The sequence below is a fragment of the Saccharopolyspora indica genome (assembly GCF_027853965.1).
GTDB lineage: Bacteria > Actinomycetota > Actinomycetes > Mycobacteriales > Pseudonocardiaceae > Saccharopolyspora > Saccharopolyspora indica.
Genome location: NZ_JAQGLB010000011.1, coordinates 58,625 through 83,171, shown reverse-complemented (window position 1 = coordinate 83,171; position 24,547 = coordinate 58,625). Strand labels below are relative to the sequence as shown.

21 protein-coding genes are annotated in these 24,547 nt (G+C 71.1%); 7 read left to right on the top strand and 14 right to left on the bottom strand.

Annotation, left to right across the window (positions count from 1 at the left end; translation table 11 throughout):
* Nucleotides 1–17: 17 nt before the first annotated feature.
* Together OU416_RS23475 and OU416_RS23470 are read left to right on the top strand one after the other, a co-directional pair.
* Nucleotides 18–1,043: a substrate-binding domain-containing protein gene (locus OU416_RS23475; protein ID WP_444420561.1), complete on the top strand. Its 1,026-nt coding sequence runs from the start codon at nt 18–20 to the stop codon at nt 1,041–1,043.
* An 85-nt stretch (nt 1,044–1,128) separates the two neighbouring features.
* Complete coding sequence (locus tag OU416_RS23470) at nt 1,129–2,157, top strand: aliphatic amidase (RefSeq protein WP_270929179.1); 1,029 nt, start codon at nt 1,129–1,131, stop codon at nt 2,155–2,157.
* A gap of 4 nt (nt 2,158–2,161) precedes the next feature.
* Here the strand turns inward: OU416_RS23470 and surE are convergent, their stop codons facing one another.
* Complete coding sequence (gene surE, locus OU416_RS23465; RefSeq protein ID WP_270929178.1) at nt 2,162–3,067, bottom strand: 5'/3'-nucleotidase SurE; 906 nt, start codon at nt 3,065–3,067, stop codon at nt 2,162–2,164.
* Nucleotides 3,068–3,165: 98 nt separating this feature from the next.
* Between surE and OU416_RS23460 the strand changes: the two genes are divergently transcribed.
* A complete protein-coding gene (locus tag OU416_RS23460) occupies nt 3,166–4,023 on the top strand; it encodes a LysR family transcriptional regulator (protein WP_270929177.1) in 858 nt (285 codons plus the stop codon).
* Between the two features lie 55 nt (nt 4,024–4,078).
* On the opposite strand, the gene OU416_RS23455 is transcribed toward OU416_RS23460, so the two are convergent.
* Together OU416_RS23455 and OU416_RS23450 are read right to left on the bottom strand one after the other, a co-directional pair.
* Complete coding sequence (locus tag OU416_RS23455; RefSeq protein ID WP_270929176.1) at nt 4,079–6,403, bottom strand: excinuclease ABC subunit UvrA; 2,325 nt, start codon at nt 6,401–6,403, stop codon at nt 4,079–4,081.
* A gap of 30 nt (nt 6,404–6,433) precedes the next feature.
* A complete protein-coding gene (locus tag OU416_RS23450) occupies nt 6,434–7,036 on the bottom strand; it encodes an anthranilate synthase component II (protein ID WP_270929175.1) in 603 nt (200 codons plus the stop codon).
* 211 nt (nt 7,037–7,247) lie between these two features.
* Here OU416_RS23450 and OU416_RS23445 point away from each other — a divergent pair, with 211 nt between their 5' ends.
* From OU416_RS23445 to OU416_RS23435, 3 genes are read left to right on the top strand one after another with little or no spacing between them, the layout of a single operon-like run.
* Nucleotides 7,248–8,243 carry a methyltransferase gene (locus tag OU416_RS23445; protein WP_270929174.1) on the top strand — a complete coding sequence of 332 codons (996 nt, stop codon included), beginning with the start codon at nt 7,248–7,250 and terminating at the stop codon, nt 8,241–8,243.
* Nucleotides 8,244–8,269: 26 nt separating this feature from the next.
* Complete coding sequence (locus OU416_RS23440; RefSeq protein ID WP_270929173.1) at nt 8,270–9,508, top strand: cytochrome P450; 1,239 nt, start codon at nt 8,270–8,272, stop codon at nt 9,506–9,508.
* Between the two features lie 19 nt (nt 9,509–9,527).
* The gene (locus tag OU416_RS23435) at nt 9,528–10,808 is read left to right on the top strand and encodes an acyltransferase family protein (protein ID WP_270929172.1); all 1,281 of its coding nucleotides are present in this window, start codon (nt 9,528–9,530) and stop codon (nt 10,806–10,808) included.
* Between the two features lie 146 nt (nt 10,809–10,954).
* Here OU416_RS23435 and OU416_RS23430 read toward each other — a convergent pair whose 3' ends face one another.
* The 11 genes from OU416_RS23430 to OU416_RS23380 all read right to left on the bottom strand — a co-directional run bounded on the left by OU416_RS23430 (nt 10,955) and on the right by OU416_RS23380 (nt 23,594).
* Entirely contained in the window at nt 10,955–12,061 is a 1,107-nt protein-coding gene (locus OU416_RS23430; protein ID WP_270929171.1) for a serine hydrolase domain-containing protein, read from the bottom strand.
* Between the two features lie 62 nt (nt 12,062–12,123).
* Nucleotides 12,124–13,137: a zinc-dependent alcohol dehydrogenase family protein gene (locus tag OU416_RS23425; RefSeq protein WP_270929170.1), complete on the bottom strand. Its 1,014-nt coding sequence runs from the start codon at nt 13,135–13,137 to the stop codon at nt 12,124–12,126.
* 19 nt (nt 13,138–13,156) lie between these two features.
* Nucleotides 13,157–14,320 (bottom strand): epoxide hydrolase family protein, encoded by a 1,164-nt coding sequence (locus OU416_RS23420; RefSeq protein WP_270929169.1) that lies wholly within the window; start codon nt 14,318–14,320, stop codon nt 13,157–13,159.
* Nucleotides 14,321–14,438: 118 nt separating this feature from the next.
* A complete protein-coding gene (locus OU416_RS23415; RefSeq protein ID WP_270929168.1) occupies nt 14,439–15,902 on the bottom strand; it encodes an anthranilate synthase component I family protein in 1,464 nt (487 codons plus the stop codon).
* The gene (locus OU416_RS23410) at nt 15,902–17,305 is read right to left on the bottom strand and encodes a phenylacetate--CoA ligase family protein (RefSeq protein ID WP_270929167.1); all 1,404 of its coding nucleotides are present in this window, start codon (nt 17,303–17,305) and stop codon (nt 15,902–15,904) included. The genes OU416_RS23415 and OU416_RS23410 overlap by 1 nt, the downstream gene beginning before the upstream one ends.
* Nucleotides 17,306–17,327: 22 nt before the next feature.
* Entirely contained in the window at nt 17,328–17,993 is a 666-nt protein-coding gene (locus OU416_RS23405; protein ID WP_270929166.1) for a flavodoxin family protein, read from the bottom strand.
* A 6-nt stretch (nt 17,994–17,999) separates the two neighbouring features.
* Nucleotides 18,000–19,250 carry an acyltransferase family protein gene (locus OU416_RS23400; protein WP_270929165.1) on the bottom strand — a complete coding sequence of 417 codons (1,251 nt, stop codon included), beginning with the start codon at nt 19,248–19,250 and terminating at the stop codon, nt 18,000–18,002.
* An 83-nt stretch (nt 19,251–19,333) separates the two neighbouring features.
* Nucleotides 19,334–19,549 (bottom strand): DUF6052 family protein, encoded by a 216-nt coding sequence (locus OU416_RS23395; protein ID WP_270929164.1) that lies wholly within the window; start codon nt 19,547–19,549, stop codon nt 19,334–19,336.
* On the bottom strand, nt 19,539–20,858 hold the full coding sequence (locus OU416_RS23390; RefSeq protein ID WP_270929163.1) for a phenylacetate--CoA ligase family protein: 1,320 nt from the start codon (nt 20,856–20,858) through the stop codon (nt 19,539–19,541). Before OU416_RS23390 ends, OU416_RS23395 begins: the two co-directional genes overlap by 11 nt.
* Before the next feature lie 151 nt (nt 20,859–21,009).
* Nucleotides 21,010–22,191, bottom strand: a complete 1,182-nt coding sequence (locus tag OU416_RS23385) for an epoxide hydrolase family protein (RefSeq protein ID WP_270929162.1) — start codon at nt 22,189–22,191, stop codon at nt 21,010–21,012.
* Nucleotides 22,192–22,193: 2 nt separating this feature from the next.
* Entirely contained in the window at nt 22,194–23,594 is a 1,401-nt protein-coding gene (locus OU416_RS23380) for a nucleotide disphospho-sugar-binding domain-containing protein (protein WP_270929161.1), read from the bottom strand.
* A gap of 231 nt (nt 23,595–23,825) precedes the next feature.
* Here OU416_RS23380 and OU416_RS23375 point away from each other — a divergent pair, with 231 nt between their 5' ends.
* On the top strand, nt 23,826–24,515 hold the full coding sequence (locus OU416_RS23375) for an O-methyltransferase (protein ID WP_270929160.1): 690 nt from the start codon (nt 23,826–23,828) through the stop codon (nt 24,513–24,515).
* The last annotated feature ends 32 nt before the right edge of the window (nt 24,516–24,547 follow it).

Below are 24,547 nucleotides of genomic sequence, written 5' to 3'. Positions count from 1 at the left end.
CCCAGTGGCGCGTGGGCATGGTGATCCCGCTGCGCGGCCCGGCCGGGTTGTTCGGCCCGTCGTGCGAGGCGGTCACCGAACTCGCGGTGCACGAGCTCAACGGGGCGCGCGGCATCCTCGGCAGGCAGGTCGCGGTGGAGGTCGTGGACGGCGGCGCGCCGCCGCACCAGGTCGCCGCCGAGGTCCGGCGGCTGGTCGAGCTCGGTGCGGTGGACGCGGTCAGCGGCTGGCACATCTCCTCGGTGCGGCACGCGATCGCGCCGGTGGTGGCCGACCGGGTGCCCTACGTCTACACCTCGCTGTACGAGGGCGGTGAGCGGCGGGCGGGCATCTTCTGCTCCGGTGAGACACCGCGGTTCCAGATCGCCCCGGCGCTGCGGTGGTTGCGCGACAACCTCGGCGTCCGCCGCTGGTTCGTGGTCGGTGACGACTACGTGTGGCCGCACGGCTCGACCAGGGCGATCCGCACCTTCGCGCACGAGCTCGGCCTGAGCATCACCGGTGAGACCTACGTCGGGCTGGGCTCCGGCGACATGCGGCGGGTGACCAGGCAGGTGGCCGCCGCACCGTGCGACGGCGTGCTGATGCTGCTCGTCGGTCAGGACGCGGTGCGGTTCAACCGGGCCTTCGCCGCCGAGGGCCTGCACGACAGGCTGGTGCGGTTCAGCCCGCTCATGGAGGAGAGCATGCTGCTGGCCAGCGGCGCGCACGCCACCCGCGGCCTGTTCGTCGCCGCGGGGTACTTCCGCTCGCTGGCCACCGGGCACGCGATGGACCTGCTCAGCTCGTACGTCGGGTTGCACGGGCCGAGCGCACCGCCGCTGAACAACGCCGCCGAGTCCTGCTACGAGGGGCTGCACGCGCTGGCCGAGCTCGCCCGCCGGGCGGATTCGCCGGGGCTCGCCGAGCTCAACGCCGCGATCGACGGCACGGCCTACGAGGGCCCGCGCGGCACCGTCGAGTTCCGCGGGCAGCAGGCGGCCCAGCACGTTCACCTGGCCGTCGCCGACGGCTACGACTTCGACGTCATCACCCGGCTCTAGAGCCCCGCGCTTGACGGCACCACCACGCCGTTTTACTTTCATTCGGAATAATTCCACATGAAAATTCCTGTTCGCGGAGGCAGCGATGCGACACGGAGACATCTCAGCCAGCCCGGACACCGTCGGCGTGGCGGTCGTCAACTACAAGATGCCGCGGTTGCACACCAAGGCCGAAGTGCTCGCCAACGCGCGGCGGATCGCGGAGATGGTGGTCGGCATGAAGACCGGCCTGCCCGGCATGGACCTCGTCGTGTTCCCGGAGTACTCGACGCAGGGCATCATGTACGACCGCGACGAGATGTTCGCGACGGCGTCCGCCATCCCCGGCGAGGAGACCGAGATCTTCGCCGACGCCTGCCGCCGGGCCGAGACCTGGGGCATCTTCTCCATCACCGGCGAACGGCACGAGGAGCACCCGGCCAAACCGCCGTACAACACGCTGGTGCTGCTCGACGACCGCGGTGAGATCGTGCAGAAGTACCGCAAGGTGCTGCCGTGGGTCCCCATCGAGGGCTGGTACCCGGGCGACACCACGCACGTCGCCGACGGCCCCAAGGGCATGAAGATCTCGCTGATCATCTGCGACGACGGCAACTACCCCGAGATCTGGCGGGACTGCGCGATGAAGGGCGCCGAGCTGATCGTGCGCTGCCAGGGCTACATGTACCCGGCCAAGGAGCAGCAGGTCCTGATGTCCAAGGCGATGGCGTGGGCGAACAACTGCTACGTCGCGGTGGCCAACGCCGCGGGCTTCGACGGCGTCTACTCCTACTTCGGCCACTCGGCGATCATCGGCTTCGACGGCCGCACCCTCGGCGAGACCGGCGAGGAGGAGTACGGCATCCAGTACGCCCAGCTGTCGGTGTCGGCGATCCGCGACGCCCGCCGCCACGACCAGTCGCAGAACCACCTCTTCAAGCTGCTGCACCGCGGCTACTCCGCCGTGCACGCGGCCGGTGAGGGCGACAAGGGCATCGCCGACTGCCCGTTCGACTTCTACCGGAACTGGGTGAACGACCCGCAGCGCGCGCAGAAGGAGGTCGAGTCGTTCACCCGCGACACGATCGGCGTCCGGGACTGCGAGGTCGGTTCGCTGCCGACCGAACCGAGCTGAGCGCTCACGGCCGGAGCGCGCCGAGGCGTTGCCGGATCGACGACCGGACCCGTTCGTCGGCCGTCCAGTCACCGTCGAGCGGGGTGACCGAGACGTGGTCGGCCGCCAGCGCGTTGTTGTCGGAGTCGGCGACCGGGTCGGGCGAGGTGTCGAACGCGGGCCGGATGACGTAGCAGTCGGGGCACAGGTCGGTGGGCTCGTACTGCGGCCGGACGAACGCCGCACGACCGGTCGAGGTCACCCGCGTGCCCGCGACCTCGGCGGCGACCGGGTAGTTGATGTTGAGCGCGATGTGCCGCGGGAGCAGCGGCCCACCGTTCGACGTGCTCCGCAGCTGGTCGAGCAAGCGGGTCGCGTACTCGGCGGCGGCGGGCGCCGAACCGACCTGCGGCGGGTCGGTGCTGACGTCGATCTCGACGCTGACCGCGATGGCGGGGATGGCCAGCTCCCCGCTGGCGACGGTGGCGCCGACCGTGCCGGAGTGGTTGGCGACCGCTCCGGAGTTCTGCCCCGGGTTCACGCCGGAGACCACGACGTCCGGCGGATCGGCGGCGAAGACGTTCTGGACCCCGAACAGCACCGCGTCGCCGGGCGAGCCGCACACCGCCCAGACGTCCGGGGCCAGCCGCTTCGCCTCGATGGTGTTCTCCCGCGTCGGCTCCCCGGTCGCGTAGTTCGAGGACAGCTCGGTGCCGCTGCCGCTCTGGTCGTCGCACGGGGCGACGACGGTCACCCGGTGCCCGGCAGCGGTCAGCGCCTGCTTCAAGACCGCGAGCGTGGGCGCCGCATGCCCGTCGTCGTTGGTCAGCAGGACGTCCAGCGGTTCCTGCGCGGGACTCACCGCAGTCGTCGCGAGCATGCCCGCGACCGCCGCCGTCGAAGCCGCCCACCACCGAAAACTCCGCCTCATGACGCCACCTCTCCTCGGGTGCACCGGAGTTCCCATGACATCGGACCAACCAAGCACTTGTCCAAGTCCGGTTCGGTTTGCTTCCATACCCACTGGACATGAACCTGCAACAGCTGCGCTATCTCGTGGCCGTCATCGAGCACGGCACGATGACCGCTGCCGCTCGCGCGCTGCACGTCTCCCAGCCCGCGCTCGGGCGTGCGGTGCGGGCGCTGGAGCGGGAGGTCGGCGCGTCGCTGCTGACCTCGGACGGGCAGCGGTTGCACCCGACACCGGCCGGGCTGGCGGTCGCCTCCCACGCGCGATCGATCTCCGACCACGTCGCGGACATCCTGTCCTTGGGCGACGACCGCGAGCTCGTGCTGGCGGCGACGCCCACCCTCGGCGCCGGGACGGCGCCGCGACTCCTGCGGGTGCTGACCGAGCGGTGCCCGACGGCGACGGTGTCCCTCGCGCGGCGCGACGGGCCCGCCGAAGTCGCCGCCATGGTGCGCAGCGGGCAGGCGATGGCCGGTGTCGTCGAGCTCCCCGCACCGGGCCGGGTGCTCGCCGGGCTGGGCACCACGTCGCTGGGACGCCGCGAGATCGTGCTGCTGTGCCCGACCGGGATTCCGGTGCGCGCACCGCTCCCCCACGCCGACCTCGGCGGTCTGCCGCTGATCGTGCCCGCCACCGGTCACCGGCGCAGGCAGCTCGACCTGTGGTTCGCCTCGCTCGGAATCCGGCCGCGCGTGGTGTGCGAGACCGACGAGCGCCTCGCCTGGGAGCACCTGGTCGGCTCCGGGCTCGGTTGCTCGTTCACCGACCGCTGGCACGCCGAGCACGCACCGGTGCGGGACACCCGCGTCGTGGAACTGGCACCACCGGTCCGCACGCACGTGAAACTGCTGTACCGCGAGGACGATCCCGACCGCACGCTGCGGGCGCTGCTGGACGGCCTGCCGCGGACCCCGTGAACCGAGCGTTCGACCCCGCGCCCCGCTTTCGCGGGCGCGGGGTCGAATCGGGTCCTCAGCCCTTGCCCGCGCTGCCCTTCTGGTGCTGGGCGAGGTACTTGGCGGTGACCGACTTGCGGCTCTTGAGCAGCTTCGCCGGCGGTCCCTCGAACACCACCTGGCCGCCGTCGCGTCCCGCGCCGGGACCGAGGTCCACCACCCAGTCCGCACGCGCGATCACGTCCAGGTTGTGCTCGATCACGACCACCGTGCTGCCGTTGTCCACCAGCCGGTCCAGCAGTCCGACGAGCTTGTCGACGTCGTTCATGTGCAGGCCGGTGGTGGGTTCTTCCAGCACGTAGACCTGCCCGGTCTTCTCCAGCTCCAGCGCGAGCTTCAGGCGCTGCCGCTCACCACCGGACAGCGTGCTCAGCGGCTGCCACAGGGTCAGGTAGCCGAGCCCGACGTCCTCCATGGCGCGCAGCACCGGTGCGATCGCCGGTTCGGTGAAGAACTCCAGCGCGTCGGTGACCGACATCCGCAGCACCTCGCTGATGTCCCGGCCGCGCAGGGTGTGCTTGAGCACGTCGGCGTTGAAGCGCTTGCCCTGGCACGTCTCGCAGGTGCTGACCACCGGTTCGAGGTGCGCCAGATCCGTGTAGATCAGGCCCAGCCCCTGGCAGTCCGGGCAGGCGCCCTTCGAGTTCGCGCTGAACAGCGCCGCGCTCACCTTGTTCGCGGTGGCGAACGCCTTGCGGATCGGGTCGAGGATCCCCGTGTAGGTGGCCGGGTTCGACCTCTTCGAGCCGCGGGTGACGTGCTGGTTGATGAACACCACGTCCGGGTGCACCGCGACGAGGTGCTCCCGGATCAGCGTGCTCTTGCCCGCGCCCGCGACCCCGGTGACCGCGGTCAGCACCCCGGTCGGGATGTCCACGCTGACATCGCGCAGGTTGTGCGAGTCGGCGCCGGTGATGGAGAGCTTGCCGTCGGGCTTGCGCACCTCGGCCTTGACCGGCTGGCTGCTGTCCAGGTGCTCGCCGGTGAGCGTGCCGGATTCGCGCAGGCCCGCGAACTCGCCCTGGAAGACCACCTCACCACCGTGCTGGCCGGCCGCGGGCCCCATGTCGACCAGGTGGTCGGCGATGGCCATCACCGCCGGGCGGTGCTCCACCACCAGGACCGTGTTCCCCTTGTCCCGCAACCCGATCAGCAGTTCGTTGAGCCGCTGCACGTCCTGCGGGTGCAGCCCGACACCGGGCTCGTCGAAGACGTAGGTCATGTCGGTCAGGCTCGACGAGAGGTGCCGGACGAGCTTGAGGCGCTGCGACTCCCCGCCGGAGAGCGTGGTCGTCGGCCGGTCCAGGGTGAGGTAGCCGAGTCCGATGTGGACTAGGTTGTCCAACCTGGTGAGCAGGGCCGAGACCAGGGGCCCGACCGATGGTTCGGTGATGGTCCGGACGAACTCGGCCAGGTCGGACAGCTGCATGGCCGCGCAGTCGGCGATGCCGGTGCCCTCGATCCGGCACTCCCGGGCGGCCGCGTTGAGCCTGCTGCCCTCGCAGTGCTTGCACGGCCCGGTCGTGACGACCTCGCGGTAGGGGCCGCGCAGGTGCGGTTGCAGCTGGTCCGCGCCCTTGGTCACGTACAGCCGCCGGAACTTCGGCAGCAGGCCCTCGTAGGTGACGTTGACGGTACCCGTACCGCCCATCTTCACCTTGACCTTCTTGCTCGGCAGGTGCAGGAAGTCCTGCCACTCCTGCTCGGTGAAGTCCCGCAGCGCCTTGTCGTTGTCGAACAGCCCCGAACCGACGAAGTAGCCCCAGTAGATGGTGTCCACTTCGAACGTCGGGAACCGGATCGCGCCCTCGTTGAGCGACTTGTCCCGGTCCAGCAGCCGGTCGAGGTCGATCTCGGCGGCGTGCCCGATGCCCTCGCACTCCGGGCACATGCCCTGCGGATCGTTGAACGAGAGCTCCTTGGCGTTGCCCACCGCGGGCTCGCCGATCCGGGTGTAGAGCAGTCGCAGCAGGGTGTGCAGGTCGGTGGCGGTGCCGACGGTCGACCGCGAGTTCCCGCCCAGCTGCTGCTGGTCGACCACGATCGCCGCGGACATGTTCGCGATCGAATCGGCGTCGGGCTGCCCGTAGCTCGGCAGCAGGGACTGGATGAACGCCGGGTAGGTCTCGTTGAACAGCCGCTGCGATTCGGCGGCGATGGTGCCGAAGGCCAACGAGGACTTCCCCGAACCGGAGACCCCGGTGAACACGGTGATCTTCTTCTTGGGTATGTCCAGGGAGACGTTCTTGAGGTTGTTCTCGCGCGCTCCGCGGACTTCGATGTAGCCGGGAATCGTGCTGCTCCAATCGTCGGACCATCCAGCGCTGCGGGCCGGTGGCAATCGCGGGTTGTGGGACGCCGGACGCGCGGATCAGGCCGAATCGGGTACCCGGCCGGCGAGGGCCGAGCCCGCCCCGACGAAGTTCTCGATCATCCGCAGCCCGGATTCGGTGCGCACGCTCTCCGGGTGGAACTGGACCGACTCCACCGGCAGCGCGCGGTGCCGCAGGCCCATCACGACGCCGTCGTCCGCGGCGCGCGCGGTGACCTCCAGGCAGTCCGGCACGCTGTCCGCGGCCACCGCCAGCGAGTGGTACCTGGTGGCCTCGAAGCCGTCGGCCATGCCGGCGAACAGTCCGCGCCGGTCGTGGTCGATCCGGCTGGTCTTGCCGTGCACGACGCGCGGCGCGCGGACGACCTCGGCCCCGTAGGCCAGCCCGATCGCCTGGTGCCCGAGGCACACCCCGAGGATCGGCAGCTCGCCGGCGAAAGCCCGGACGAGCTCGACGTGCCCGGAGCTGTCCGGGTGGCCCGGCCCCGGGCCCAGCAGGATCGCGTCCGGTGCGATGCGCTGGACGTCGTCGAGCCGGAGCTCGTTGGAGCGCACCACGGTGGGTTCCGCGCCGGCCGACATCAGGTACTGGCGCAGGATGTAGACGAAGCTGTCGAACGCGTCGACGACGAGAATCCGCAACCCGACTCCTCTTCCGGTTTCCGGCGGCACCGCGCAGGCACGTGCGCACCTGAACCGAATGTGCCCGAAACCGGCGCCCGCGCCATCTCCGCACGTGCGCAGTTGGCGATCGCACCGGGCAAGTCCGGAGAAGCCCGGCGGCGGCGGTCGCTGGCAGCATCAGCGGCGCCGCGCGGCTCGGTGCGGGCAGTCCGCGAAGGAGGAACCTGTGGTGAGCGACGACACCGGTGCGCAGATCTGGGCGATGGCACACCTCGCCACGCCGATGGCGTTGCGGGTGATCGCGACGCTGCGGGTCGCCGACCACCTCGCCGCGGGCCACCGCAGCGCAGCCGAGCTGGCCACCGCCACCGGCACCGACCAGCACGCGCTGGAGCGGGTGCTGCGGCACCTCGCCGACAAGGGCGTGCTCGTCGCCGAGGCGAACGGCTACCGGCTGACGCCGCAGGCCGAGCCCCTCCGCTCGGACCACCCCGCGGGGATCCGGGCGATGCTCGACATCGACGGCGCGGTGGGCCGGGCCGAGTTGTCGTTCGTCCAGCTGCTGCACAGCGTGCGCACCGGCGAAGCCGCCTTCCCGGTCCAGTTCGGCCTGTCCTTCTGGGACGACCTGGACCGCGAACCGGAACGCGCCGCGTCCTTCAACGACCGGATGGCCGCCGACCTGGCGGTGCGCGGACCCGACCTCGTGCGCGCCTACGACTGGGGATCGCTCGGTCACCTGGTGGACGTCGGCGGGGGGAACGGGACGCTGGTGCGGGACCTGCTGACGGCCCACCCCGCCCTGCGCGCAACGGTCTTCGACCTGCCCGAGGCCGCCGAAGCCGCCGAGCGGGTGCTCGCCGAAGGCGGCGTCGCCGACCGGGCGAACGTGGTGGCGGGCAGCTTCTTCGAGCAGCTCCCCGACGACGGCGAGGCGTACCTGCTGTCGTCGATCATCCACGACTGGGCCGACGAACCCGCCGTCCGGATCCTGCGGCGGTGCGCGGCGGCCGCCGGTCCGGGCGGTTCGGTGTTCGTCGCCGAGCGGATCGGGGCGAGCGGGGCGGCCAAGAACTCGACCATGGACCTGCGGATGCTCGCCTACTACGGCGGCAAGGAACGCGACGTCGACGAGCTCTCCGAACTGGCCGACCGGGCCGGGCTGGCGGTGACCGCCGTGCACGCCGCCGGGGTGCTGGCCCTGCTGGAACTGGTGGTGCGGTGAGCGGCGATCCGAGAGGAGTGCGCGCAATGCGTCCCGACGAGGCGATCGCGGCGCTGGTGACCCCGGCCGGCCGCAGGAACCCGCATCCGCACTACGAGGCGATCCGGGAGCACGGGAACCTGGTCCCGGTCAAGCCGGGCCTGTTCGCCGCGGTCGGCCACGCCGAATGCCTCGCCGCGCTCCGCGAGCAGCGGCTGCTGGTGCAGGACGAGACCAGCCACGACATCAGCCATCCGGGCTGGCGGTCGCACTCGTCGCTGCGCGGGTTCACCAACTCGATGTTGTACCGCAACCCGCCCGACCACACCCGGATGCGGCGGCTGGTCGCCGGGGCGTTCACCGCGCGGCGGATGCTGGCGCTGGAGCCGGTGGTGACCGCGCTGACCGACCGGCTGCTCGACCGGATGGCCGAACTCGGCGCGGACGGGTCCGCGGTGGACTTCATGGCCGAGTTCGCCTTCCGGCTCCCGGTCGGCGTGATCGGCGCGCTGCTCGGCGTCCCCGAATCGGACCAGGTCTGGTTCCGCGAGGTGGCCGCCGACGTCACCGTGGCGCTGGAGGGGATCACCAACCTGGAGCGGCTCACCGCCGCCGACGCGGCGATGGACGAGCTGACCGCCTACTTCCAGGAGCAGTTCCGGCACCGCAGGGAGCAGCCCGGCGACGACCTGCTCACCGAGCTGGTGCGCGTGCACGACGCGGACCCCGGCACGTTGGACGAGGCCGAGCTGGTGGGCAACCTGGTGCTGCTGCTGGTGGCCGGGTTCGACACCACGACCCACCTGCTCGGCAGCGCGCTGGCCACCGCCTTCCGGCACCCGGAGCACGCCGAGCAGCTGCGCGGCGATCCGGACTTCGCCGCCGGGTACGTGGAGGAGACGCTGCGGCTGGATCCGCCGGTGCAGGCGACCAGCCGGTGGGCGCAGTCCGATGTGGACCTGTTGGGCACCGCGATTCCCGCCGGTACCAGGGTTCTGCTCTACCTGGCCGCGGCGAACCGGGACCCCGACCGGTTCCCGCGCCCGCACCGCTTCGACCCGCACCGCCCGGCGAACAAGCCGCTGAGCTTCGGCGGCGGCATCCACCTGTGCCTCGGTGCGACGCTGGCCCGCCTGGAGGCCAGGGTGGCGGTGCCGCGCCTGCTCCGCCGGTTCCCGCAGCTCGCCGACGCCGGTGGTGCGACCTACCGCGACCGGCTCATCGTGCCCGGCTTGGAGCGGTTCCCGGTCGTGCTGGGCACCGGCGCGACCACCAGCGCCGCCTGAACCGGAAGGGGTTAGTGACATGCACAACGGACCCGTACCAGCGCCGTCGAGAGGCGGCCGGCTGCCGTCGCTGACGGCGTTGCGGGCGTTCGCCGCACTGCTGGTCTTCGGCCACCACTTCACCGGCATGCAGTTCTCCACCGAAGTCGGTGCCGAGCAGCGGGGTGCCTCCGACGAGGTTCTGCACGTCCTGTTCGGCACCGGTGTCATCGGCGTGTCGTTCTTCTTCGTGCTGAGCGGTTTCATCCTCACCTGGTGCACCCCGGTGGACCGCTCGGCCGGGGAGTTCTGGTTGCGCCGGGCGGCGAAGGTCTACCCGGTGTTCGCGGTGAGCACGATCGGCGTGGTGCTGCTCGGCGGGCTGCTGACCGGGATGTGGCCGAGCGGATCGGTGGTGCTCAGCCACGTCTTCCTGGTCCAGGCGTGGATCCCGGACCAGGCCTACTCGCTGGGGTTGAACCCGGTGACGTGGTCGCTGAGCTGCGAGGCGTTCTTCTACCTCACCTTCCCGGCCCTGCTGCTGGTGTTCGGCAGAGCCCGGCGCACTGCGCTCTGGCTGACCGCCGCGGGCTGCGTGGTGGCCGCTTTCGCGCTGCCCGGGCTGGTTTCGGAGGTGTTCGCGCTGCGCGAGCCCGCACCGCAGGTGATGGCCCCGCTGATGGGCTACGAGGACGGCTTCGCCTACTGGTTCGGCTACCTGTTCCCGGCGATGCGGCTGGTCGAGTTCGTGCTGGGCATCGTGCTCGCCAAGCTGGTTCAGCGCAGCCCGCAGCTGGTGCCCGGGCTGCCCGTCGCGCTGGTGCTGCTGGTGGCCGGCTTCGCGATCAACCTGGCGCTGCCGCCGGCCATGCAGCCCGTGGCGGGCATGCTCATCCCGTTCGCGGTGCTGATCGGCGCCGCGGCGAAGGCCGACATGACCGGTGCGTGGTCACCGCTGCGCTCCCGGGTGCTGAACTTCTTCGGTGAGATCTCGTTCTGCTTCTACGCCGTGCACGTGGCCTTCTTCCTGTTCACCGTGGTCTACGTGCCGACGCCCAGCGGCGCCCGGGACTACCCGCGGCTGTGGCTGGCGCAGGCCGGGTTGATCGAGGACCCGACGGCGGCGCTGCCCGCCGCGGCGAACATCGCGCTGTTCGCCGCGTACCTGGCGGCCTCCGCGCTGGTCGCCTGGTTGACCCACGTCGGCGTCGAGAAGCCCGTGATGCGCCTGGTCCACCGCCGCCTGGCCGCCCGCCGCAGCGCGGCGGCCCAGCAGCCGGTTCCCGACGAGGCCGACGAGCGCACCGCGATCGTCGGCTGACCGCGTGATCGGTGCCCCGTGGGCAGCGCGCCCACGGGGCACCGACACGTCTCGCACCCGGAAGTCCCCGCCACGTCGGGAACGAAAGTGGCCTGTCCCGCGATCGCAGGACAGGCCACTTTCGTTCTCCGGCTCGGCGGAACCGGTTACGCGGTCGCCTTCGCGACCGCCTCCCACACCTTCGCGGCCGAGTTGAAGTCGCCCGCGGTGTACCGGTTGCGCAGGAACGCGAAGGTCACACCGGTGGTCGGGTCGGCGTCGGCGTGCGTGCCGATGGTGCCGGACCAACCGAACTCGGTGTGCTCCGGCCTCGGGTCGAAGCGCCGGATCGCGTAGCCGAACTTCATCGGCATCGGGACCAGGAAGACCTGGTCGACGTCCTCGGTGACCACCGAGTTGATCTCCGCCAGGTGCTCCGGGGAGACCAGGCGGACGCCGTCGACCTCACCGAGCAGCGCGGCGTACATCTTCGCCAGCGCCTTGGCCGTCATCGTGCCGCCGGACGGGATGTCCGCGGTGCGGAAGTCCCGGCGGTTGTACAGCTCGCAGCTGGGCTGCAGGCACGCCGGCGCGGTCCGGAACATCGGGTGGTCGGCAGGGATCTCGAAGGCCGGCGGCGGCTCCTCCGGCGGCACCTCCACCAGGCTCGCGACCCGGCCGAGCTTGTCCTCCGGAACGCCGAACATCAGGTCGTCGGCCACGCCGAGCGGGCCGGTCACCTCGTCCTTCAGCGCCTGGGCCAGGCTCTTCCCGGTGGCCCGGCGGATGATCTCGCCGACGATGAAGCCGTAGCTCACCGCGTGATAACCGGTCTTGGTCCCGGGCTCCCACCACGGCTCCATGTCCGCGATCCCGGCGACCACCTTGTCCCAGTCGCCGATGGTCTCCGGCGTGATGTCGCCGGCCACGGCGGGCACCCCGGTGCCGTGGATCAGGGCGTGCCGGAGCGTGGCCTTGTCCTTGCCGTGCGCGGCGAACTCCGGCCACACCTCCGCGATCGGGGTGTCGTAGGCCAGCACGCCCTTCTCGACCAGCACGTGCGCCAGCGTCGAGGTCACCGCCTTGCCCGCGGAGACGCCGAAGAACAGCGTGTCCGAGGTGACCGGGTGGTGCGCTTCCACGTCCATCTCTCCGGCGACCGCGTCGACCACCAGCTCGCCGTCCTGGTAGACGGCGACCTGGACACCTGTGTCGGCGCCGGATTCGACCAGCTCGTCGACGGTCCGCTGGACGATCGACTGCGCATCTGCCATCGTTGTCCCCTTCCTTCCTTGTTCCTGTTCGGGTTTTCCCGGCCGGTCCGGGAAGTTCGCGGTCAAGGACCGTCCTCGACTATGACGACCTTGCCGAAGTGCTGCTGGGTGGCGAAGTACCGGTACGCCTGCTCCGCTTCGGAGAACGGGAAGACCCGGTCGACGACCGGGTGCAGGCGGTGCTGGACCAGGGTGCGGTTGAGCGCCTCGAACATCTCGCGGCTGCCCACGTAGACGCCTTGCAGTCGCAAGGCCTTGCGCAGGAGCGGGACCGGGCTGATCCCCGGACCCGCTTCCAGCACCCCGATCACGCTGATCCGGCCGCCGGGGCGCACCGCGCGCAGGGACTGCGGCAGGGTTCCCGCGCCGCCGACCTCGATCACGTTGTCGACGCCGCCGCCGGTGCGGGCCGCCACGTCCTTGCCCCACTCCGGGACTTCGCGGTAGTTCACCAGCTCCGCAGCGCCGAGCTCGGCCAGTCGCGCGAGCTTCTCATCGCTGCTGGAGGTCGCGACCACGCGCACGCCGAGCGCGCGGGCGAGCTGGACGGCGAACACCGAGACACCGCCGCTGCCCAGGGTGAGCACCTGCTGACCGGGTCGCCCGCCGCCGACCTCGACCACCGCCTGCCAGGCGGTCACCGCCGCGCACGGCAAGGTGGCGGCCTCCGCGAAGCTCAGGTGCTCCGGGGCGGCCACGAGCGCCTGCTCGTCGAACACCGCGTACTCGGTCAGCACCCCGTCCGCGGAACCGCCCAGCGCCGCGGCGAACGACTCCGCCCGGGCCTCGCCGGAGATCCAGTTCGGCAGGAAGATCCCGATCACCCGGTCCCCGGTGCGCCACCGGCTCACCTCGGCGCCCACCTCGACCACCTCGCCGGCGCCGTCGGACAGCGGGACGACTCCGGGCCGGACCTCGGGCCCGTACCGGTTCTCGGCGATCAGCAGGTCGCGGTGGTTGAGCGACCAGGCCCGCAACCGGACCAGCACCTGGCGGAGCCCGGGCCGCGGTGGCTCGCGGTCGCCGCGGCGCAGGCCCGCCGCTCCGGTGAACTCGGACAGGGAGAAGTAGCGCACGTCGTCCTCTCGCGGGGCGTCAGCTCCGGTCGGCGCAGGACCGGACGAATCGCCGGACGTCGTCGACGAGCAGCTCCGGCTGCTCCATCGCGGCGAAGTGCCCGCCCCGGTCGAACTCCGTCCAGTGCGACAGCGTCGGGATCATCGGCTCGGCGAAGCGGCGGACCGGCGGGGTCGCGTCGTGCGGGAACACCGCCACGCCGACCGGCATCGCCAGGTCCCACGGCCCGCCCCAGGTTCGGATGTTGTCCTCCTCGGTCCGGGAGGATTCGTAGTAGAGCTGCGCGGCGGAGCCCGCGGTGGCGGTCAGCCAGTAGATCGTGACGTTGGTCAGCAGGTGATCGCGGTCCAGCGCGTCCTCCGGGACCTTCCCGCTGCTCCACTCCTTGAACTTCTCCACGGCCCACGCCAGCTGGCCGACCGGGGAGTCGGTGAGGCCGTAGCACAGGGTCTGCGGCCGGGTGGACTGGATGCGCTGCCACCCGGTGCACTCCTGGTGGAACCACACCATCCGGGCCAGCCGTTCCTGGTCCCGCTCGTCCAGCCCGGCCAGCACCTCGGGGTCGTCGGACGGGAAGGTGACGAGCATGTTCACGTGGACGCCGAGCACGTTCCGCGGGAACGCCCGGCCCAGCTGCAGGGAGATCGCCGTCCCCCAGTCGCCGCCTTGGGCGTAGTAGCGCTCGTACCCGAGCCGCCGCATCAGCTCGCCCCACGCGTGCGCGACCCGGACCACGTCCCAGCCGCGCTCGGTGACCGGCCCGGAGAACCCGTAGCCCGGAATCGAGGGGATCACCAGGTGGAAGGCGTCCGCGGGGTCACCGCCGTGCGCGGCCGGGTCGGTCAGCGGGCCGATCACCGGGAGGAACTCGGCGACCGAACCCGGCCAGCCGTGCGTGAGCAGCAGCGGGGTGGCGCCCGGCTCCGGCGAGCGCACGTGCAGGAAGTGCACGTCGGCGCCGTCGATCTCGGTGATGAACTGCGGATGGGCGTTGAGCTGGGCCTCCGCTGCCCGCCAGTCGTAGTCGGTGCGCCAGTGCTCGGCCAGTTCCCGCAGGTAGCCGACCGGCACGCCGCGGTCCCAGCCGACGTCGGCGACCTCGCTCGGCCACCTGGTCGCCGCGATCCGGCGGTGCAGGTCGTCGAGGTCGGCCTGCGGGATCTCGATTCGGAACGGCCGCATCGGGACCTCCAGTTGGTTCGGCTCGGGCGATGCGGACAGCGCCGCCCTCGCCACGGTTCAGTTTCGGTGCACGGCCCGGGTGGCCACATCTTCCAAAGTGCTCAGTGCCCGCACCCGGCTAGAGCAGCTCCTGCCCGGTCACCGCCCAGTAGGCGGCGCTGGACTTGGCCAGCGTCTCCACCCACTCCCGGCCCGCGTCGGAGTCGGCCACCACGCCGGCCGATGCGCGGGTGCGGTAGACGTCGCCGGAGTGGATCAGGGTGCGGATGCACAGCGCGAGGTTGGCGTAGCCGTCGCAGCCGATCAGCCCGACCGCGCCCGCGTACAAGCCGCGCCGGCTGCTCTCCAGCTCCTCGATGATCTCCATGGCGCGGATCTTGGGGGCGCCGGTCACGGTGCCCGCGGGGAACAGCGCGGCGATGATGTCGAAGACGTCGGTGTCCTCGGCGGCTCGTCCGACGACCGTCGAAACCAGGTGCTGCACGTGGGAGAAGCGCTCGACGACCAGCTCGCTGGGCACGTCGAGGCTGTTCGGCAGGCAGATCCGCCCGATGTCGTTGCGGCACAGGTCCACCAGCATGGTGTGCTCGGCCAGTTCCTTGGCGTCGGCGCGGAGGCGGCGGGCGGCGACCTCGTCGGCGACCCCGTGCCGGGGCACGGTGCCCGCGATCGGCCGCATCGTGACCGTGCCGTCCTCCACCTGGACGAACAGCTCCGGGCTGGCGCCCACGACGGTGTGCCCGGCGAGGTGGGTCAGGTACATGTAGGGCGAGGCGTTGCGGTGCCGGAGGCGGCGGTAGACCTCCGACGGGTCGAGCGAGCTCGTCACCGCGATCTCGTGCCCGAGCTGCACCTGGTAGATGTCCCCCGCGGCGATGTGCTCGTGGCAGCGCTCCACATCGGACAGGTAGGACTCGCGGGTGGTGTCGTCGTGCACGGATTCGGCCGCGATGGCCGTGGTGTTCGCGGGCCCGGTGCGGGCCTGGGCCACCAGTTCGGCGATCCCGTCCGCGTCCAGCTCCGGCCAGCCGTCCCCGGAGTGCACCAGCACCCGGCTGGTGCGCCGGTCCAGGTCGGTCACCACGCAGCCCTGGTGCAGCGCGAGGTGCACGTCCGGCAGTTCCGGTTCCTGGTCGATGAGGTACGGCAGATCCTCGATGTAGCGCGCGGCGTCGTACCCGAGGTGCGCGAGGAAGCCGAAACCGGGGCTGTGCGGTGCTTCCCCGGTGTCGAACATGCCCTGCACCACGCGCAGCACCGGCCACAGGTCGCGCGGTTCCCGCAACCGCCACCCGTCCGCGCCGCGGACGAGCAGCGGCGCCATCCGCTCCCGCACGCCGTCGCGCAGCACCGGAATCCCGGTCACCCGCACCAGCGACCGGGTCACCGACACGGTGAGCAGCTCACCGAAGCCGATGAACTCGTGCCGGACGTCGCGCTGCGGCCCGGCCGCCGATTCCAGCAGGTAGACCTGTTCCCGGCCGAACCTGGCCGCCAGCGCGCAGTAGGCGGACAGCGGATCCGCCGGGGCCTCGATCACGCGGGATTCGGTGCGCACCCGCACCTTCTCCAGCAGGTTCATCAGCGCCGCTCCCCGGTGATCGCATAGCGGGACGCGACCTGCCTGGCCACGAGGGTCGCGCTGTCCGGGGCCGTCCGGTTGTCCAGGATCCGCGCCGCCTTCCAGCTGACGTAGGCCCCGGTGTGGGTCACCGGGTCCAGCGCCGACTGCACCGAGACCTCGGCCCGCACGTCGGCCAGCTCCCGCAACCTGGCCAGCACGCCCGCCGCCACCGCACCGGTGTCGCCGCTGACCTCGGGCAGCAGGTCCAGCCGGACGGTCACCTCGTCGCCGCCGTCAGCGGCCCGGTCGAGGACCACCTGGTAGCCCAGGCAACCGCGCAACCCGCCGAGCACCGCCGTCTCGATCTCGGCCGGTTGCAGCCGCCTGCCACCCAGCTCGACGCCGTCGGCGACCCGGCCGAGGACCTCGACCACCGAACCCGCCCGGCCGCAGTCGCACCGGTCGCCGACCCGCACCAGATCGCCGGTGCGGTACCGGATCAGCGGTTTGATGCCGTCGATGAGCATGGTCAGGCACAGCTCGCCGGTGCCGGTGCGGCCCAGCACCCGGTCGGTGCCCGGTTCCAGGATCTCGACCAGGTAGTTGGGATCGGACAGGTGCAGGCGGCGGTGCGCGCACCCGGTGCCGATCGCCAGCGCCTCCTGCGATCCGTACAGCGTCGGCAGCGCCGGTGCGCCCCACAGCGACGCCACGTTCTCGGAGAACTCCGGCGTGCAGATCTCCCCCAGCACCAGGAAAAGCTCGATGTCGAAGTCCTCGCGCAGGTCGTATCCGTAGTGCTGGGCGGCTTTGGCCAGGCTGAGGCACAACGCCGGTGCGCAGACCACGACCTCGACGCGGAGCTGCTCGAGCAGCCGCAACGCCCGTTCGAAACCGACCCGGTTCGACTCCGGCCACAGCTTGACGTGGCAGGCGCCCAACTGCTGGGCGACCTCGCCGAAGGTGTCGCCGAACGCGTAGAGCTCCGAGGGCCCCATCAGCGCGATCACCGGCATCCGGTCGCCGAAGCGGGCCGCGAAGACCGACCGCCAGGAGTCCGCCACGTGCAGGTTGCTCAACGCGATCTCGTTCGCGCTGCGCGGGCAGGGCGTGGCCGCACCCGTCGTCCCGGTCGTCTCGTAGTAGACCGCGGCCTCGTCGATGGTCCCGCTCAGCACCGAGAACATCGCCTCGCGCAGGTGCTCCTTGGTGGTGAACGGCAGTGCCGAGAGGTCATCGGGAGTCACCGATTCCAGTGCCACCCCGGCGAAGTGCTCGCGGTAGAAGTCCGATTTCCCGGTGACGTGCCGCAGGACCTCGGCCAGCCGGTGGCGGTACCACGCGTCGAAGTCCTCTTCGGACAGAAGCCCGTCCCGGTAGCCGCGCAGGAACTCCTGCGCGGTGCTCTCGCTCGGCAGCATCCGCTCCTCCTGAAACGTCGGGTCAGCCGATGGGCGAGCTGCGCGCCGCGAACCAGCGGTCGTCGCGCTCGTTGGCCAGATCGGTGTCGAGTCCGTCCCTGCCGGTGAGCTCGCGGTGCTCGTGCAGCACCTCGATCATGTCCACCATCCGGTGCAGCATCCGGTCCACCATCTGCAGGCCTTCGTCGTCGTGCTCGGCGTCACCGGGCTGGTTGCCGTAGACGATCGCCGGGAAACCGCTGCCCACCAGCACCATGCGGTTGAGCATGACGTTGGTGACCAGGTGGCTGTGGACCTCGGTGTGGGCGTAGCGCCGACCGGTGACGATCACCCCGGCGACCTTGTTGGTCAGCGGGCGGTCGAACCGCAGGTAGCCGACCCCGGAGCGCTCGATGAACGCCTGCATCAGCGCGGAGGTGCCGAAGCCGTGCACCGGTGCGGCGTAGATGATCCCGTCGGCCGCGGTCATCCGGCGGACCACGTCGGCGATGTCGTCGTCCACCTCGCACGCCACGGTCCGGGAGTTGCAGTCCCCGCACGGCCCGCACGGGCCCATGCGCAGCTCGGCGAGCCGGACGATCTCCAGTTCGACCGATCTCGTGGCCAGGGTCGTGGCCGCGTGCTCCAGCACCCCCAGCGTGTTGCCCTCGGCTCGTTCCGAACCGTTGATCGCGACGATCCTGCGCATCCCGGTTCACCTCGTCTTCCGGTTCACCAGCCGCGCCAGCGGCTGTTCGAGCAGGAAGTGGCTGACCGTCGCGATCGCCACCGTGCAGGACAGCACGAGCAGCAGGAGCGGCCAGAACCCCAGGTCGGCGCCCGCGCCGCCGTAGGACGTCGGGCTGGCCGGGCCCTGCCCGCCGAACACGTCGCCCAGGCCGACCACCAGCAGGAGCACCGCCATGTGCCAGAGGTACACGCCGTAGGAGATGCGCCCGAGGTAGCGGATCGGCCGGTTGGCCAGCACCGCGTCCATCAGCCGCGACCGGACGTCCGGCACCAGCAGCGGGAGCAGCAGCAGCGTGGAGAACACCAGGATCAGCACGTGGTCGACCATCATCTGCAGCATCGCCGCCCAGTCGCCCGCGCCGGGGGTGCCGAACGGCTTCGGCAGGTTCACCAGGTACGCCACCAGCGCGCCGAGCCAGAACTTGTTGGGGTGGCGCTGGACCAGGCGGAACAGCCCGCCGGGACCGTGCACCTCGGCCTGCACCGACAGCACCGCCAGCGCCATGCCGATCGCGCAGGTGCCGAAGTAGCGCGGCGGCCAGAACGCCGGGTCCGGGATGGACACCGCCGACGGGGCGCTGATGTAGGCCTGCCAGATCAGGCCGACCGCACCGATGAGCAGGATGGGCAGCAGCATCCGCTGCGCCCGCTGGGCGGGTTCGGGCGCCCGCGCGGCGAACAGCTGGATGAACCAGGCGAACACCGGCAGCAGCAGGTAGAAGGTCATCTCGGTGGTGACCGTCCAGGTCGCTTCCATCCCGGCGGGCCAGGTGGACATCTGGAAGGAGTGCAGCAGCAGCAGCGGTCGCAGGACGTACCAGACGCCGTCGATGCTGTTGAAGTTCAGGACCAGCAGGCAGAAAGCGGTCAGGACCCAGAACGCGGGCAGGATCCGCACCGAGCGGCGGGCCAGGAACGACCCGATCGCCGGACGCGGCGCACCCGTGATCACCGACTTCGCGAACGACCGGTACAGCAGGTAGCCGGACAGCACGAAGAACGGCGGGAGGAAGACCTCCAGGCCGGTGAACAGGAAGCCGAACACCGGTGTGCCCGGACTTCCCGGCAGCGCCAGCACGCCGGCGAAGAACGCCGTGTGGTAGAGCAGCACCACCCCGGCGCACAGGCCGCGCACCCCTTCCAGTTTCGGGATCTTCCGGGATCCCCCGGCAACCGGTCCGGTGGCTTCCCCGGCCACCTTGTCCTGCACAACCATTGCGGTCCTTCCAGATGTCAAGCTCGTTTCGGAATGCGGCGGAGCCGGCTGCGGTGGGGCTTCGGCGGGCGCCGAAGCCCGCTTCACACCGCCGCGCTCGCCGCTCGGGCGTCCGCGGTTCCCGTTTCGTAGAAGTCCAGGTCCAGCGTCTGGCCGTCGAGGGCGACGCGCAGCTCTGCGACCGCGACGCCGACCGCGGCCCGCACCGCGGGCACATCGCAGCTCGCGGCCAGTTCGCGCAGACCGTCGTAGTGCTCGTGCAGCCGCCGCAGCTGGCTGGGAGCCAATTCACCGTTCATCGAGGAACCTCGCCGTCTTCCAGTCCGATCGGGGCAGGCTGCTCGGTTCGGCCAGCTCCACCTCCGGCCGGATGCCGATCTCGCTCTTGACCTGCCCGCTGATGCGCTGCCCCAGGTCCGGGCGCATCGCGGTGGTGGGTTCGACCCGCAGCACCACGGTGTCCAGTCCGCGGTCCTTGCGCAGGACCGTCTGGTACTCGCTGACCTCGTCGGAGAACCGGCGGATGACGTCCTCGAACATCACCGGCGTCACCGAGATGCCGCGGATCTTCTTCATGTCGTCGGTGCGGCCGAGGATGCCGCCGTCGTAGAAGTCCCAGGTGCGCCCGCACTCGCACGCGTGCCACGGCCGCCGGATCACCAGGTCCTCCGTCCAGTGCCGGAACAGCGGCATCCCGGAGCGGCCGAGGCTGCTGGCCACCCGCACCCCGACCTCGCCGTAGCCGACGGGGCGCAGCGTGTCCGGGTGCAGCACCTCCTCCACGATGTGCGACTCGACGACGTGGCACGCGTTGCGCCGCGACGGGCACTCGAACATGAACACCGCACCGAGCTCCGTGGTGCCCGCCGCGTTGAACACCCGCGCGCCGAAGCCCGCGGCGATGGCGTCGGTGGTGGAGTCCGGTCGCGGCTCCGCCCCGGCGAGGATGACCTGGACGTTGCCGTCGCGCGCCAGGTCGATCCCCATCTCGCGGGCGGTTTCGAGCAGCCGGAGCGCGTAGCTGGGCGTGCAGCCGATCACCTCGATCTGCTGGTCCACGAGCAGTTGGACCCTGGCCCGCGAGTCCAGCCCTCCGGAAGGGACGCTCATGCACCCCATCCGCTCCAGCGCGTAGTGCATCCCCCAGAAGCCCATGAACAGGCCGTAGCCGAAGCAGACCATGCCGCGGTGGCCCGGGCGGACGCCGTTGGCGTGCAGCGCGGTGCAGAAGATGTCCACCGACCACGCCCAGTCGGCCGCGGTGTCGAACGTGCGCACCGGCGGGTTCCCGCTGGTGCCGCTGGTCTGGTGGTACCGGGATCCGAGTTCCGGGGCCAGCGCGGGCCAGCTGCCGAACGGCGGGGCCTCCTGCTGGGCGGCCAGCAGGTCCTTCTTGTGCAGCAGCGGAACGCGCTCGGTGAAGTCCGCCATCGACTCGACGTCGGCGGGAATCCGCTCGGCCCAGAACGACGATCCGCGCCTGGCGTGGTCCAGCGCCCGCTTGAGCTTGTGCCACTGCCACTCGGCCAGCTCGGACCGCGACATGGTTTCCGCCCTGCGGTTCCAGTACCGCGTGTGGTCGAGCAGGACCGGTTCCAGCGAAACCATACGGCGTCCCCTCCACGGATCGTGATCTCAAGTGTCCACAACGGACACCTCGGCGAGGCGTCCGCGCGGGACGGTCCGGCGCGGAACCGCTCCGTCCACATTTGCCAATCCTGACCGCGGCGCCGCGGCCGGACGTCTTCAAAACTGCGCACTACCGGTTCGGCACCAGCGCGTCCCGCAGCGAACGGGCGAAGTCGCGGATGTCGCCCACCAGCAGGTCCGGTTGCTCCAGGGCGGCGAAGTGCCCGCCCCGGTCGAACTCGGTCCACCGGGAGATCGTCGGGAGGTCCCGGTGCGCCAGCCGCCGGATCGGCAGGATGATGTCCTTCGGGAACACGGCGACCGCGACCGGTGCGACGATCGGCTTCGGCGCCGGCTGCGCACCGTCGCTGGTCCGGGGGAGCTGATCGGCGTCGTCGTAGTAGAACTGCGTCGAGGAACCCAGGCTGCCGGTGAACCAGTACAGGCTGGCGATGGTCAGCATGCGATCCCGGTCGATGGCCTCTTCCGGCACCGCTTCCGAGTCGCTCCACTCGCGGAACTTCTCCACCACCCAGGCCAGCTGGCCGACCGGTGAGTCGTTGAGCGCGTACGCCGGGGTCTGCGGCCGGGTGGAGTGGATCTTCAGGTATCCGGAGAGCTCGGTGTCGAACCGGGCCAGCGCGGCCAGCCGCTGCTGGTCGAGCTCGTCCAGCCCGTCGAGCTCGGCCGGGTCCCCGGAGGGCACCGTCAGCAACATGTTCACGTGCACCCCGCGGACGTGCTCGGGGTCGTTGCGGCCCAGCTGCAGCGCGACCACCGCTCCCACGTCACCGCCCTGCACCAGGTAGTCCCGGTAGCCCAGGCGCCGCATCAGCTCGGCCCACGCCAGCGAGGTCCGGTGGGTGCCCCACCCCGGCTCGGGCAGCGGGGTGGAGAAGCCGTGGCCGGGGATCGACGGGACCACCAGGTGGAACGCGTCGGCCGGGTCGCCGCCGTGCGCCCGCGGATCCGCCAGCGGCCCCATCACGTCGAGGAACTCGACGAACGAACCGGGCCAGCCGTGCGTGAGCAGCAGCGGCGTGGCATCCGGTTCCGGCGAGCGCACGTGCAGGAAGTGCACGGTGGCACCGTCGATCTCGGTGCGGAACTGGGGGTAGAGGTTCAGCCGCGCCTCGACCGCGCGCCAGTCGAAGCCGGTGCGCCAGTACTCGGCGAGGTCCCGCAGGTAGTCGCCGGGCACTCCCCTGGCCCAACCGGCGCCGGGCACCTCGTCGGGCCACCGGGTGGCGGCGATCCGGCGCCGGAGGTCCGCCACGTCGGCCTCGGTGATGTTCACCTGGAACGATCGCATGATCAGCCCCGCCGCTCGTTGGTCAGCTTCTCCAGCAGCGGCACGATCTCCGCCGGGCTGGGCGTGTCCTGCCATTCGCGGTGCAGGGCTTCGGCGCCCGCCCGGAACTTCGGGTCCTCGACGACCGCCCCGATCTGCTCGCGCAGCTGCGCGACCGTGCCCGCGCGGTGGTCGAGCCGGATGCCCGCCTCGCGCTGCGCGATGAAGTTCGAGCAGGGGGTGGCTTCCAGCTTCTTCGCCGGGAGCACCCACGGGATGGCCTCCTCGCCGAGGTCGTCGCGCTCGCGCACCCCGTACTCGCTGCCGGGCTGGTAGGTGCCCAGGTCACCGTTGCCGTCGGCGACCCGCATCAGCACCGACTCGTCGGTGTCGCACACCAGCTGCGGCACCGCGGTGGCCATCGCCGCGGTGAAGGTGCCGATCCCGCCGTGGTGGATGATCCCCGAGCAGGTCGGCATGAGCTGGGTGAGCGGGACCCAGTCGACGGCGCGCACGTTGCCCGGCAGCGCGGCCACATCGGTGAGCTGCGCGGCGTTCAGGGTGGCCACCACCTCGACGTCCAGCCCGGCCACCGCTTCCAGCAGCTTCGGGGTCCGGTCCCAGTCGCCCGGGATGAACCGGCGGGTCGACTCGCCCAGCGAGAACGCGACGCGCGGCTTGTCCGGCTGCTCCTGGAGCCACTCCGGCATGACGCCGCCGCCGGAGAACGGCACCGCCTGGCACCGGACGCGCTCGACGCCGCTCGGCAGTTGCAGGCCCGCCGGGAACGGGTCCACCGTCCACTGGCCGTACATGAGCTCGTCGTCGAGCCGCACCCCGTAGTGGTCGGCGACCGGGCGGGTGAGGTCCGCGATCGGGTTGGCCGACAGCCCGGCCGCGCGCAGCGCGTCGCCGCGCTCGGCCAGCTTGTCCAGGCTCCACGCGAAGTAGTCCAGGCCCAGCAGCATCCTGGCGTGCGCGGCACCGCTGACCCGGGCCGCGATGGCTCCGGCCGGGATCGTCGGGTCCCAGAGCACCAGGTCCGGCTTCCAGGACCGGGCGAACTCCACCAGATCGCCCAGTTCGGGGCGGTCCATGCGCAGGTAGTCGGTGATCGGCTGCAGCAGGTACTGGTAGAGGGCGTACCAGTGCTCGGCGTCGGCCGGGCCGAGCCCGAGCACGTCGGCGTAGTGGTTGACGACGTCAGGGTGCTTGGGGTGCACGGCGTCATCGGCCAGCCGCGCTTCGTGCGCTCCCGGCGCGCCGAACGACACCGCGGACAACCCGTTGCCGGCGATGGATTCCGCGAAGCAGCTGTGCGCACCGACCACGACCTCGTGTCCCGCGCCCTCCATCGCCCGGACCAGCGGGACGATCGGGTAGAGATGCGCGAACGACGGTGAGATGACGAACAGGACTCGCATGCCGGACTCCAATGACGATGCCTCAGAACAATCCCTGTCACACGGATGCTCCCGTCGCCCCGCCTGCCGCGGCACCTTCCGCATTGCCCTTCCGCGCGCGATCCGCCACCGGCACAGGGCAATTCGAAAGGCGTTGCGCCACCGCTGGGAGCGCACCATCGGAGTGGTCGCGGGACGACCTGCGCGGTGTCGCGGCCGAAACGATCAGGGACCCGCACCTTGGGAGGCGTCATGTCCAGCACCGGACCGGTCATCCACCGGCACGTCGTGCAGAGCCCCGAACTGCACGACTACCTGCGCACCGGCTGTTCCCCGCCGCACCCGGCGATCGCCGGGCTCGTCGCCCGCACCGCGGAGCACCCCGATTTCGCCGAGATGCAGGTGCCGCTGGAACAAGCGGGGCTGCTGACCGTGCTGGCCGGCCTGGTGCGCGCCGAACTCGTGGTGGACATCGGCACCTTCACCGGGCTGTCCGCGCTGTCCTTCGCCCTCGGCATGCCCGCGGGCGGCACCGTGATCACCTGCGACATCACCCGCCGCTGGCTGGCGACCGCCCGGGCGAGCTGGGACGAGGCCGGCGTCGCCGACCGCATCGAGTTCCGGCTCGGCGCCGCCGAGAGCACCCTCGCGGAACTGCCCGAGGACTCGGTGGACATCGTGTTCGTCGACGCCGACAAGCTCAGCTACCCGCGGTACGTCGAGCTGGCGGTTCCGCGGCTCCGCCGAGGTGGGCTGCTGCTGCTGGACAACGTCCTGCTGCACGGCAACGTCCTCGCGCCGGAGGAGCCACCGGAGGAGTTGCAGCGGATGGCGGCGCGTTCGATGTGCGAGCTGAACGGCCAGGTGGCCGCGGATCCCCGGCTGGAGGTGGTGATGCTGCCGATCTCCGACGGTCTGACCATCGCCCGGAAGCGGCCGTAGGCCGCCACGCGACAGCGCCGCCAGATCCCGGA

Excerpts from the sequence above, each read along its gene's own strand:
- OU416_RS23430 (WP_270929171.1), bottom strand. The coding sequence starts at position 12,061 with ATGGCAGATGCGCAGTCGATCGTCCAGCGGACCGTCGACGAGCTGGTC.
- OU416_RS23375 (WP_270929160.1), top strand. The coding sequence starts at position 23,826 with ATGTCCAGCACCGGACCGGTCATCCACCGGCACGTCGTGCAGAGCCCC.
- OU416_RS23440 (WP_270929173.1), top strand. The coding sequence starts at position 8,270 with ATGCGTCCCGACGAGGCGATCGCGGCGCTGGTGACCCCGGCCGGCCGC.
- OU416_RS23470 (WP_270929179.1), top strand. The coding sequence starts at position 1,129 with ATGCGACACGGAGACATCTCAGCCAGCCCGGACACCGTCGGCGTGGCG.
- OU416_RS23415 (WP_270929168.1), bottom strand. The coding sequence starts at position 15,902 with ATGAACCTGCTGGAGAAGGTGCGGGTGCGCACCGAATCCCGCGTGATC.
- OU416_RS23420 (WP_270929169.1), bottom strand. The coding sequence starts at position 14,320 with ATGCGGCCGTTCCGAATCGAGATCCCGCAGGCCGACCTCGACGACCTG.
- OU416_RS23385 (WP_270929162.1), bottom strand. The coding sequence starts at position 22,191 with ATGCGATCGTTCCAGGTGAACATCACCGAGGCCGACGTGGCGGACCTC.
- OU416_RS23435 (WP_270929172.1), top strand. The coding sequence starts at position 9,528 with ATGCACAACGGACCCGTACCAGCGCCGTCGAGAGGCGGCCGGCTGCCG.
- OU416_RS23460 (WP_270929177.1), top strand. The coding sequence starts at position 3,166 with ATGAACCTGCAACAGCTGCGCTATCTCGTGGCCGTCATCGAGCACGGC.
- OU416_RS23405 (WP_270929166.1), bottom strand. The coding sequence starts at position 17,993 with ATGCGCAGGATCGTCGCGATCAACGGTTCGGAACGAGCCGAGGGCAAC.
- OU416_RS23410 (WP_270929167.1), bottom strand. The coding sequence starts at position 17,305 with ATGCTGCCGAGCGAGAGCACCGCGCAGGAGTTCCTGCGCGGCTACCGG.
- surE (WP_270929178.1), bottom strand. The coding sequence starts at position 3,067 with ATGAGGCGGAGTTTTCGGTGGTGGGCGGCTTCGACGGCGGCGGTCGCG.
- OU416_RS23400 (WP_270929165.1), bottom strand. The coding sequence starts at position 19,250 with ATGGTTGTGCAGGACAAGGTGGCCGGGGAAGCCACCGGACCGGTTGCC.
- OU416_RS23390 (WP_270929163.1), bottom strand. The coding sequence starts at position 20,858 with ATGGTTTCGCTGGAACCGGTCCTGCTCGACCACACGCGGTACTGGAAC.
- OU416_RS23475 (WP_444420561.1), top strand. The coding sequence starts at position 18 with ATGGTGATCCCGCTGCGCGGCCCGGCCGGGTTGTTCGGCCCGTCGTGC.
- OU416_RS23395 (WP_270929164.1), bottom strand. The coding sequence starts at position 19,549 with ATGAACGGTGAATTGGCTCCCAGCCAGCTGCGGCGGCTGCACGAGCAC.
- OU416_RS23380 (WP_270929161.1), bottom strand. The coding sequence starts at position 23,594 with ATGCGAGTCCTGTTCGTCATCTCACCGTCGTTCGCGCATCTCTACCCG.